The sequence below is a fragment of the Shewanella sp. YLB-07 genome, assembly GCF_009377275.1.
The window spans coordinates 454,061-466,069 of record NZ_VOQB01000003.1 but is presented as its reverse complement, the minus strand read 5'-3'; the positions used below and the strand labels follow the sequence as shown (position 1 = coordinate 466,069).

Genomic DNA, 12,009 nt, shown 5'->3' with positions numbered 1-12,009 from the left:
GCAAAACACCAATCAATTGTACCTATGGCGAAATAGCCAAAAATCAGTCTAAAAATGACAAAGTGTATTCATATCGTAATTATCGACTACCCTAATGCCCTGCAAAGTGCAGTACAGGGTTTCAGAGAGCTGTTTTTATTAGCCAATAAGGTCATTCAAGACAATCAGCTTGAAATTCAGTTTACTGTCGAGCTCATTCAACCTGACAGAGACTTAGATGGAATGAGTCGGCATGATATTGTTATTCTCCCGCCGAATTTCGATGGCAATTATTACCTCACGCCTCAACCAGGTTTATTGCAATATCTCAACGATGCGCATCAAAAGGGAGCAATATTATGCTCTGCCTGCGCGGGGGCATATATACTTGCCAAAACGGGTTTGTTAGACAATCGAGTGGCTACAACACACTGGCAATTAGCTGATGAATTTAATGAACTTTTCCCCAAGGTATCGCTTGAAATTGAGAGTTTGCTTGTCAATGATGGAGATATAATTAGTGCAGGAGGCCTAATGTCGTGGATTGATTTAGGGCTAGAATTAGTTGCTCTTTTCGCCAAGCCACACATTATGCGTACACTTGGAAAATTTCTTATTGTTGATACTGGTAAAAGGGAGCAACGTTACTATGGCAGTTTTACGCCAAAATTTAATCACGGCAATAAACAAATATTGCAAGCTCAGCACTACATCCAAGCAAATTACAGTGAAACACTGAATGTTCCCGTGTTAGCCACATTAGCCTGTATGAGTGAGCGAACATTTTTACGTCAATTTACCAATGTAACAAACTTAAAGCCCATACAGTATATTCAGAAGGTTAGGGTTCAAAAAGCGTGTGAATTATTAGAAACTACTCCTCAGAGTTTTGAGAAAATAGCCCAGAATATTGGTTATGATGACGTAAATAGTTTTCGTAAAGTGTTTATAAAAATTATAGGGTTAAGTCCATCAGCATTTAAAGCTAGATTCGTTTGAATGGTCTGTGAATAGGTTTCTTAACTGATAAAGATATCCGCCCTACATGCTTTGCATGACTTGTTGCTGATGGATACAACCAAGTTGAAAGCTGAATGTATTACGCTCGGCTAAGAGATAAATACTCGCTAATCTCTCTATTGGTTTGGTTCAGCAAACTGTTGAATGACAAGATTTGCTGTTTATTCAAGGCTACTGATTTAGATTCAATCTCATATTTTGAACTAAGTTCAGCTAATGCCGTTGCCCCTATGTTGGATGCAACACCTTTTAGTTCATGTAGTAAGTTGCTGACTTCATTATTTGTTCTATGAATAGATGACATATCTAAGTTGGAATAACTCTCAATAAAATATTCGAGCAGCTCTGCATATAGCTCCTCGTCATGATCTGTTATCCTTAATCCCGCATCCAGATCTAAGATCAGCTTATCTTTTTTGCTTACATCTTCTAAGTCGACATTCATCGGCAAACTTGCATCGTGGGGCTGAATCCAAGGTATATCATCTTTAGTCAGATGTTGAGCCAGAGAGGCGAGAAGTTTTTCGAAATTGATAGGTTTGCCTATGACATCATTCATGCCTGATGCAAATGCTCTCTGCTTATCTTCGTACATGATGTTGGCAGTGAGGGCGATGATAGGGAGTTCATGTAACTTTAGTTCAGCCCTTATCCTCTGTGTTGCATGATAACCATCTAAAACAGGCATTTGACAATCCATTAACACAGCATCGAATTGCTCTCTTTCTAAAATTTTAACCGCCTCAAGTCCATTGTTCACTATGGTGATATTGAGCCCTTTTTTCTGAAACAAAGCGTTTATCAACCTCTGGTTTGTTTCATTATCCTCTGCGAGTAAGATTTTTTTCCCGCGAATGGCGGCAATATTGTCAGCCATAGCCTCTTTAGTTGCATCAGCAAGCCCATCAGAAATAAGTGTAGAAATAGGGGATTTAAAATAGACGTTAACCATAAATTTGGTGCCCACGCCTTTTTCACTTTCGATGCGAATATCCCCATCCATGGACTCGACTAGCTGTTTGGTGATAGCTAACCCTAATCCCGTCCCTCCAAAGTGACGTGAGGTAGATGAGTCAGCCTGGGTGAAAGACTGGAATAAATTCTCGGTCTCCTGTTGGCTCATTCCGATACCTGTATCTTGGACTTCTATAAACAATCCTAAACGAGCTGGGTCACTTGTATCACTGATATTGCTTACTGATAAGCAAACGCAGCCTTGATGGGTAAACTTAACCGCATTACTCCCCAGGTTGAGCAGTACTTGATACACACGTAATGGATCACCTCTTAAAATATGTGGGACCTTATCATCTATGTTAACTCTTAAGGTCACACTCGATTCCTGGGCCCTGTTACGGATAACAGTCTCAAAATCTCTGATGACATTTCTGATATCAAAATCGACCTCTTCCAGAGTCAACTTCTCGGCTTCAATTTTAGAAAAATCTAAAATATCATCAATGATCCCTAATAATAATTTGGCCGAATGATTAGCATCACGGATATAAGAACTTGTTTCAGAGTCGATATCATTTTGAAGTGCTAGATCTGTCATTCCAATAATGGCATTCATTGGGGTGCGGATCTCATGGCTCATATTTGCCAAGAAAAAGGATTTTGCTTCTTTTGCCCGCTCCGCGTCAGTGATGGCTTGATTTAAATTCTGGGTGAGCTCTACTACTTCATTATGAGAGCGGCGAACTGACATTAATAAGGCAGTCAGAGACATAAAAAACAGCCCTGCAAGCCACCAGATATTTTGAGTTATTTTATTCGCTTGTTTAATGCCTTGTGATTCTTTTTCTTGCATGTCAACTAGATAACTGTCTGCTGTAATCGCAGAAGCATGCATACTCGCTTTTATAGCTGCTATTTCAATTGACTTGTTAATGGATGATTCGAAGTTCTGTCTATATTGATCCAATGCATGAGTTATTACGCTTAGCAATTTAGCTTCTTTATCTCCAATACTTTGCTTCGTGACTAAAATAGCTTGCTCTTGCGTATGTTTGAGGTGTTTTAGGACTATATTCTTATTGAAAAAAGAGTTTTCACTCATAGATGTGTAGAATTCATCTTCATACAATCTTAATTCGGTAATATCTAAAGTAAGAAGGTTGACCTCCTTTAGTGAGCTTACTTCGTTTAACATTAATTTTTCAGCATTTAAAACTCGATGTTCAGCCCCGCTTAACATTTCATGTTGAAAATTGTCAAGAATATTTACCGCATCAATAAGGCTTACACCTGCAACTTGTAATTTATTTCGCGTTGATTTTCCCAATAACAAGGTTAAAAAACTATTTGCCTTGTTGATTGTGATTAAAAACTCTTCTTTGTTTGTCATGGATAAATTTTCAATTATTGAACTCACTTGAGAAATCATGATGTTTCTATCAGCATCATCCCCTTCATAATTTCTCAATAAGTTCATTATTCTTTGCGCTTTAATTCTAACGTCAGCAGTTGTTTTAACTACATTGTGTGCAATGTCCGCACTCGATGATAATTGCTTTATTTTTATAAGGTTGTCATTTGTTTCATCTTTTTTAAATTGAGTTAGTTTTATCAGGTTAGAAGTTAAGTTCTTTGCTGATAATATGATAGATTTTTTGCCTTCGTTGAACATACGTTGGTGTTCTATAAAAGTCTTAAATTGTTTCTTATATCTTTCTAGCGCAGTAGTGAATTCTTTTTCTTTATTTGGGTAATCATTAAAGTATCCAGTTAACTCCTGTCCTTCAAAGCTCTTCATCAGCACATCCATGTTGAACTTAATTTCATCAGAAGAGAGTAATCTTCCATCTATGGTGTAAACAAGTTCATTTAATCTTGCTTTATCTAAAGCGGTTGTTGCCTTGTCAATAATAATATAATCATCGATATGAGAACTCAGGTTTACAAGTAAACTCGAACCTATAATACCAATAACAAATAATACAAAAATTAATAAGTAGAAGCGAATGGATATTTTTCTTATGACAAGCTTGTCCTTGCTTTTATATATTCCCACCATACTCCACCCTCATAACGTCTTAGTGCTTCTGTGTTGCCTGGTTTTTAAGGCATTAACTAGCTTGTTGGAATTGGCCTATGCCACATCCCCTACATTCACTTATTCTGCGCTATTGGCATTTTCTATGCTATAGCGATTTGTATCTTTACTGTAGCTATTTATTTAAAGGTAGGCAAGGTAAGTGCTTGATATTAATTGTTCTTTTACGTATTCCCCCACTGGGTTTTGACGTCTGCTTTGTATTTGTAGTCAGTTTCAATCACCTTATATTGTCAACTATTTTTACAGAGACTTTCCCCGCTTATTTTCAGTTGTTGTAGGTTTGTGTGTTTGGTGAAAACTAGAATTTTAAATAACAGAAGCGTGGAAGCTGAACAGACCGTTATGCATGACATTGTTTGGAGTCGCGGAGCATGTCAGTTGCGGCTCTTTTGAAATCAAGAACCAGCGTCTCGCAGACCCTTGTAAAAGTAAGAGTGCACATCCCTCGCCGGAGGCAATAGATAACAATGATGGCTAGACCTTCAAACACACCGCCCAATATGAAAATAGTTAAATGCACCCAAAACAGAAATTTTCATCTATCTACTGCATGAAATATACACACTGCATAAGCCAACAGGCCAGAACTTATCACTCTAGCCGCATCTATGTTCATAATATTTTTGAATAATAATCAACTCCCTTAAGGTAGGCGTAGTCTAACAGTTGTACTACAGCAATGATAAATGGCGCTTTTGCTCAATACTTATATGAGTGCTTCGTGGTCTGGGCAAATTTACCTCCTACTTAAGCGCATCTTTCAATGCTTAGTAAGAGGTTCAAAGGCATGCCATTAACATTGAGTGGTTTAATTTGTTGTTAATTATGCTCAAGGAAGACGAAATTATGTGGTTTGGCAAAGGTGGCCTGAAAGAATGTTGATCTACCTAACATATGGCGCGATAGTTTTATGCCATATTAAGCATATTCTTAGATATCACTGCTTAACACCAGCGGGGTCATAGCGAATATTTTTTTATGACTCTACTAAATTCATGGCACAAACTAGTTAACCAGTGCAAGCACACACTAACCATTCCATATAATGAGATAACACCCAATGAATATATTTAATACAGTCCTATTAGCCTCAACCTTAAGCATTGCAGCAGTGACGGGTGTGGCGCAGGCAAGTGACCTAACATGCAAGATCAAAGGTGGTGATATTACTATGACTAATATTAATATTCTGCGGTCGAATGAGTCGATAGTTAAGATTGATGGTGGGTACAAGTCACCTATACTAGGTAACATTTATCGAATCGATGGGGTTGATGGTCAAGACATTAGCGCAACGCCTACCTATCTTTCATACAACCAATATCCGTTAGCTGACCACAAGTTGTTTGCTACAGTACAAGTTTACGATGAAGAGGCGGTTACAGGCCTTTGTATAGTGACAGATGAAATGTAAGCAGTAGAGTTTATCGCTTCTGTCGCAAATAAAGGTGACAGTTTATGCACTTGCATACCTTTCACGATTCAGATTTATGACTTATTTCATTTCAAGGAATTGAGCTAGCTTTTGCATATCTTTGATGTGGAGTTGATTGTCTAGCTTCTCGATAAGATCCATTTCGATGAGTTGATTCACCACGCGGCTATAAACTCGCTCCGAACAGCCGAGGCGCTAGAGACTCCTGTTCGCTATGGTGGCATATTTACCAATGATTTTTTCTATGACGATCCCGATAATCTGCTGCCGGCATTACTTAAGATGAATATCTTGGCTTTAGATATGGAGTCGGCAGCTCTGTTTGCTATAGCAGCAGAAAGTCGCGTACAGGCATTGAGTATTCTTACCGTGTCGGATCACGTGGTTAAGGGCGGGGAGATGAGTCCCTTAGAGCGACAAACCAGCTTTAATCAGATGCTGACGTTGGCACTAGAGACGGCAATTAAAGGCTAGCGTTAGTCATCACGAATGTGCTGCCGACTTCACTCAGCCGTCATATAGTTTATCAGGGGTTTACCCTTAACATAATATGGCTAAAAATGAGCAGTTACGAACTTTCGTGGTCTGCAATAAATAGCTCAAGTTCACGATTAAGCATAGATGAATCACCAGTATTGAGTTCGATCATGCGGCGAAGGTGACTGATGCTATCTACATCAATATGTGTACACCTAAGACCTAGGTGGCCAGATTTTTGATGGATAAGGTGAGTCTCCATCTGCACTTCGATATCCGAGCCCTGTAGAGTGAAACTGAGAATGATGGGCGTATTATCTACTGCAAAGGAGTCGGGTTCCTCAACGAGTGCCCCATTGAGACTGAGATCGAGAATCTTGGTCGCCCAGACCTTATCTGCTTGAGTTAGCTGTGCGCCTGTAGCAAATAGGATCCTTGAAAATTTACGTTTCTCGTCCATAACGCTTCCTTTATAACCTTTAATCATAAATGCTTTAGCTTTAGTTCAGCTATAGCATGGCATTAGTATAAGCATATGCCAACTTATAATGAGTGTAAAAATTCTTAGCGTTTTTATTAGGAAGAAGTCGCTAAAAAGAGGAGAAACCAAAGAAAGTAATGCCCAAGTCGCTATTTTCACTCTTGCTTATATGCAATTATGAAAAAATGTGAATAATGTAAGGTGAGTGATGTTTACTCGCTTTTCAAGACGCACTTTTCATCAGGAGTGAGCCTTCGGCTCTAGAGACTATGGCTAATTCAATTGCACACTCTACACCTCATACCGTATTGGTTGTCGATGACGAAGCCGTTATCAGAGCCCGTCTTAAAGGATACTTTGAGAAAGAGGGCTATCGCGTCCTCGAGGCCGAAGATGGTGAGCAGATGTGGTATGAGTTCGGCCGCCAACACGTAGATCTGGTCATGTTAGATATCAATCTTCCCGGGGTCGATGGCTTAAGCCTGGCAAGAGAATTACGTAGCCGTTCAGATGTTGGCATCATCTTAGTGACCGGACGTGATGAGGCCATAGATAAGATAATCGGCTTAGAGATGGGCGCCGATGATTATGTGACTAAACCATTCGAATTGCGTGAGTTGTTGGTCAGGGTCAAAAATCTACTTTGGCGGATCTCTCTGGTCAAGAAGGCTGAACAAGCTGTGATAGAGCAGCTCGATGAGAATGATGATGTGATCGCTTTCGAGGGATATATTCTTGAACTCAACAGTCGCAAGCTTAAGCATGGTGATGAGATAATCAAACTCACCAAGGCCGAATTCGAATTGTTGGCGACTTTTACATTGCATCCCCAGCAAGTGCTGTCACGTGAACGTCTGATGCAGAATACCAGTCACAGAAACCAAGATGTCAACGACAGGACCATAGATGTGATCATCAGAAGACTGAGAAACAAACTCAACCCTGAGCTGTTTACCACTATTCATGGTGAAGGTTATCTGTTCTCGGCAAAAGTCGGGGAGTAAATGTTAGCCAAGGAACTAAGGTCTAGAACCTAGTTCCTTGGATTTACCCTATATATCGGATAAAACTCTGCCGGTGCCAGGCTATTTTCAAGCTTATGTTTTTTCAACACATCACCTTGTAAGCCTTGAATCGCCGGACCTATATCACCGAAGGGCTTAGCGCCTTCAAGTTCTCGAACGACGACATCTATCGCCAGTTTTCCCTGGAGTACCACAGAGTCATCAGCACTGAATGCGACTCTGTGCCTGAACAAGCCCCTGAGTACGGCGGGGGACAGGTAACTGCTCACTAGCTTTATTTGAGGCATTTCACTTAGCTGAGGCTCTAGCTCAGAGTGTGGTGACTTAGAGCCATGGCGCGCCTGTCTGATGGCCAACTCTCCGACGGCCGCCTCGATAGCAACCGCACTGCCTAAGATATAATCTGGAGTCTGATCTTTGAGCAGGTGGTAGAGTTGATCTCGATAGAGGTTACGGTTGTTATCGGCATGGCGGATAGAAGAGATAGTGATCTTGCTGCTTTTCGAACTGGTATTAGCACTGTCACTCGAGCTCGATGTAGAGTCAGGTTGCAGAGCGGCCATGATCCCTTCCTCGACCCAATCGCTACCTCCTTGCTTTTCAGGGCCGGTCAGCAGGGCAACACTTGCCTGTTGAGCTTTACTATGTTCGACATCTTGTTTGATGAAGTTGCCAGCAAACCAACCCATTCGGTACCAGTTGACACCGATACGGGTCGTCACCTTGTGGTTGTCTATTCTATTAACCAGGGCGATAACGGGCTTAGTGATGGGCTGGTGAAAAGAGGCGAGAAGTTTAGGATCGACAGTGCCAAGCAATATGGCATCATAATCGCCATCCATGCAGTGTGATAGCTGGCTGAGTTGTTTATCTTTTCCGTAATAGCTGCCAGCCTCGAAGAGCTCTAATGTTATATTCAGTGCTCTGGCGTGCTGCACTAGACCATAATCTATGCCGATCCAGTAGGCGTCTTTAAGATGTGGCACCAGTGTACATATTTTCCAGGCTTGTTTGGCGCGTTTAAGGGGATAGTATGCTTGAGTTTTAGCCTGTTGGACTTTGACATTGAAGGGGCTACGCTGCTCTAATGACCAGGCCGAAGAGTTTGTGCTGGCATGGGCGAAGTTTCCGCCCAAAATGGAAAGTACAATAAAGAATATTAGCCCGGCAAGAGCGGTTACGTATCTATTTGTGTCGGTTCTTATATTTAAGGTTTCGACTGCTAATATTCTGGTGATCTTGGTTGCAGTATCTATGAATGTTGAGACTCTGATTTTAGCTGCTGAGGTTCTGCTAACTGGAATTTGAGTATCTATAAGAGTCGCACCATTTTGCAGCGTCATTGCCATGCCATCATTGAAGGTAAAATGTCTAAATTTATTGTATCAGGTTAAGGAAAAAGATGCCCTTCACGCTATCGGGAAAGAGTCTAGTTGGACGTCTCATGTTGTCCTTCTGCTTACTCGCCTTCTTGCTTATGTTACTCGTATCCGTGGGAAGCTTGAGCCTCTACTGGGTGAAGTTGGCGGATAAATTTCTCTATGATGAGGCGCTACCTGCATCACAGGCTGCGCGTAGTTTGGTGCAATCCTCTAATGCATTGGCTGAAAATGCACAGGCACTCGGCACCGTCGAGGAGGAGGCACAAAGACAGTTCATTGGCCGAATGCTGTCGATTAATAGCAGTAACTTACTCGGTACCATTGCCAGCCTTAAATCACTAGGGGTGCAGAAGGATCATAGGTTAGAGCTCTCTGCTGGAGAGATAATTCATGAACTGGCTCGCTTAGGTACGCAGGTAGGTAAGCGTCTGGAAGTGGCGGGGCAGTTGTCTCGAGTGGGCAAGGCTCTGGTTGATTCAGCCAGTCACAGCACTGAGTTGCTTGAAGCCGAGCTTGCTGTTGTTAACTCGGCCATCTTGGCCAAGTTGAGTCTGGCTTATCCGCAGATCGCCGGTAAGGTTAACAGTGCACATCTGCTGGACGACGTGATTGAGCAAGATCTAGATATTCAGGAGCGCCTCAACCGTGCACTCAAGGTGATACATCATATTGCTCTGGTGGGCCAATTGCTGCAATCACCAGAGCATGAGGCTGCGCTGGCAACCTTGCTCAGTTCACTGTCACAACAACAGACTGTCAGCTTGTCTTCAACCTATCAGATCATTAATAGCTCTCAAGGCCTGCCTAACTCTCCTGATCTGAATAACGCAGGACCTCAAATCGATCTGATGGCGTTGGAGTTACTCAAGGGCTTGATAAGAGATCCTGTCAGAGAGCATGAGTTGACCGCAGAATTAGTGGTATTGCGCCGGGTTGGCGAAGGGTTGGCGGCTCAGAGACAGTATGTTCATTTACTGAGGGCTCAGGATAAGCTGCTGAGATTACTCTCGGATAAATTAACCGGCTTGAACCGTACCTTAGACAGTGCTATGGCTAGCCAACAGGCCAAAGCCGAGTTGGCTCGGGGAGATTACCTACAGCAACTCTTTTGGGCAAAAACAGGTCTTTGGAGTACGGGAGTCTTGATGCTGCTGGTGATCTTGTTTGTCATGTATAGGGTTATCTATAAAGGTATTGCCGTCAGGCTTAACGAGGCGACCCATGCCTTGTCTAGGTTGAGCTTGGGAGATACAGATGTGAGCCTTAATTCCCATGGTGATGATGAATTGACCGCCATGGCCAATGCGATTCAAGCATTTAAGCAGAAGACCGCTCACAATCAAAAGCTACAGGCTCAGCTGCTCGACACTGCAGCCGAGCTAACTCAGCACAAGGCAGAGCTGGAGAGTACCGTCGAGGCGCGAACTCTGGAATTAGCCATCGCCAACAGACAATTGGATGCCGAGGCCAGAGGCCACGCTCAAGCCAGAAAGATGGCAGAGCAGGCGAGTCAGGCCAAGTCACTGTTTTTAGCCACTATGAGTCATGAGATCCGCACTCCCCTCAATGGCCTGCTTGGCACCTTGACCTTACTCGGCCACTCAGACTTGCCCCTTGCACAGAAGCAGATGTTGGCTCTGTCCCAATATAGCGGCACCCTGCTGCAAACCGTGCTTAACGATATCTTGGATTTCTCCAGGTTAGAGCAAGGCAAGCTCACCAATGAAACTAGGCCAGTGGCCATCAATGAACTCATCGATGAAGTGGTGGCTATAATGCTTGCCGGGGCTGGTCTCGCCGGTTTGCAGCTGGTGCTCGAGAGTCCGCGTTTACCCGCATGGGTCAGCTTGGATGGCCCCAAACTTCGCCAAGTGCTGTTTAATCTTATTGGTAACGGTATCAAGTTTACCCCGGAGGGGGAAGTGAGGCTGAGAGTCTCTTTCGATGAAATCCAATTGTATTTCGAGGTGATTGATACTGGTTTAGGTATAGGTGCTGATGCCATGCCGCATCTGTTTAAAGCCTATAGCGCTCAGCTCAATAAAGGGCGCTCTAGAGGAACCGGTCTGGGGCTGGCAATCAGTAAAGAGCTGGTGGACTTGATGAAGCAGGTCCCTACTTCACATGAAGTTTCAAATGAGGCGTTACAAGAGAAGACACTAGAGAGGGCTGGCCAAGTCAATTGCCAGGTGGATTCCCTTTGGGTTAAGAGTCAGTCGGGTCGTGGCAGCAGTTTTGGCTTTAGCTTGCCTCTGATAGAGTGTCAGCGAGTGAATGATAGCGGGGCTCAGGACTTGGAACATGTGACGAAAAAACGTGTCTTAGTGGTTGAGGATAACAAGGTCAATGCCATGGTGGCCCAAGGGTTCCTGGCCCACTTAGGTCATGAGTCAGTCCTGGCGAGTAGCTGTGAGCAGGCGCGTATACTATACGGTGAGAATACTGCTGATAAATTTGATGCCATCATGTTGGACATTCAGTTGGGGGATGGCTCCGGGTTTGAACTCGTTAGTGACTTAAGAGCGGTAAACTATAAAGTGAATCAAAGGGCCGATCATCGAGTGCCTATTGCTGCATTTACCGCTCAGCTCCAGGCCGATGATCTCTCCCATTATCAACAGGCTGGCTTCGATATCGTGTTAGGTAAACCCCTCAACATGCAATCTTTGGCCGCCTGGATAGGGCTGGCGAGTGAGACAAATGTCGAAGACGCAGAAAATATTGCAGTCATAGCCGAGACGCTCACCCAAGCAAGAGCAGCAGGTGAGATATCTCACCTGCTGGATCTGACTCAGATTGAGCAAGATATTGAATATCTGGGACAGGAGGCAGTGATTGACATGCTGGCTCTGTTTATTGAGTCGAGCCAAGCTCAGCTCTCTGAGCTGCAAACCTTTACCGCTAACAGCCCAAGGTTACTCCATGCCCTCAAGGGCAGCAGTGCAAGCATGGGGCTGTTAGCCCTGTCTAAGCTTTGTCAGTCACTGGAGAAAAATCAATATCGAGCCAGCCAACATGAACAGTTGAACGGCTGCTTAACTCGTTCAATCGAAGCGCTGAGAGTATATTTGGAAGCATAAGACGTCGTTGAATCCTTATTCCAGCTAAACAGTGATACAATTCGCGGCAGTTTCTTTCTTGTTTTAATCTAG

The 12,009-nt window shown here is 43.1% G+C and carries 8 protein-coding genes; 5 read left to right on the top strand and 3 right to left on the bottom strand.

Going from position 1 to position 12,009, the window contains the following annotated elements:
- Positions 1-54 precede the first annotated feature (54 nt).
- Positions 55-978, top strand: a complete 924-nt coding sequence (locus FS373_RS08865; RefSeq protein WP_152829282.1) for a GlxA family transcriptional regulator — start codon at positions 55-57, stop codon at positions 976-978.
- A gap of 100 nt (positions 979-1,078) precedes the next feature.
- On the opposite strand, the gene FS373_RS08860 is transcribed toward FS373_RS08865, so the two are convergent.
- The gene (locus FS373_RS08860) at positions 1,079-4,015 is read right to left on the bottom strand and encodes a hybrid sensor histidine kinase/response regulator (RefSeq protein WP_152829281.1); all 2,937 of its coding nucleotides are present in this window, start codon (positions 4,013-4,015) and stop codon (positions 1,079-1,081) included.
- 1,102 nt (positions 4,016-5,117) lie between these two features.
- Here FS373_RS08860 and FS373_RS08855 point away from each other — a divergent pair.
- A complete protein-coding gene (locus tag FS373_RS08855) occupies positions 5,118-5,471 on the top strand; it encodes a hypothetical protein (protein ID WP_152829280.1) in 354 nt (117 codons plus the stop codon).
- Between the two features lie 171 nt (positions 5,472-5,642).
- Positions 5,643-5,966, top strand: coding sequence for a hypothetical protein (locus tag FS373_RS08850; RefSeq protein ID WP_227992629.1), 324 nt, complete (start codon positions 5,643-5,645; stop codon positions 5,964-5,966).
- A gap of 94 nt (positions 5,967-6,060) precedes the next feature.
- Here FS373_RS08850 and FS373_RS08845 read toward each other — a convergent pair whose 3' ends face one another.
- Positions 6,061-6,429: a PilZ domain-containing protein gene (locus FS373_RS08845; protein WP_144045404.1), complete on the bottom strand. Its 369-nt coding sequence runs from the start codon at positions 6,427-6,429 to the stop codon at positions 6,061-6,063.
- Between the two features lie 290 nt (positions 6,430-6,719).
- Here FS373_RS08845 and torR point away from each other — a divergent pair, with 290 nt between their 5' ends.
- On the top strand, positions 6,720-7,454 hold the full coding sequence (gene torR / locus FS373_RS08840; RefSeq protein WP_152829279.1) for a two-component system response regulator TorR: 735 nt from the start codon (positions 6,720-6,722) through the stop codon (positions 7,452-7,454).
- 29 nt (positions 7,455-7,483) lie between these two features.
- On the opposite strand, the gene torT is transcribed toward torR, so the two are convergent.
- Positions 7,484-8,818, bottom strand: a complete 1,335-nt coding sequence (torT, locus tag FS373_RS08835) for a TMAO reductase system periplasmic protein TorT (RefSeq protein WP_152829278.1) — start codon at positions 8,816-8,818, stop codon at positions 7,484-7,486.
- Between the two features lie 59 nt (positions 8,819-8,877).
- Between torT and torS the strand changes: the two genes are divergently transcribed.
- Positions 8,878-11,937, top strand: a complete 3,060-nt coding sequence (gene torS / locus FS373_RS08830) for a TMAO reductase system sensor histidine kinase/response regulator TorS (RefSeq protein WP_152829277.1) — start codon at positions 8,878-8,880, stop codon at positions 11,935-11,937.
- Positions 11,938-12,009: the final 72 nt, after the last annotated feature.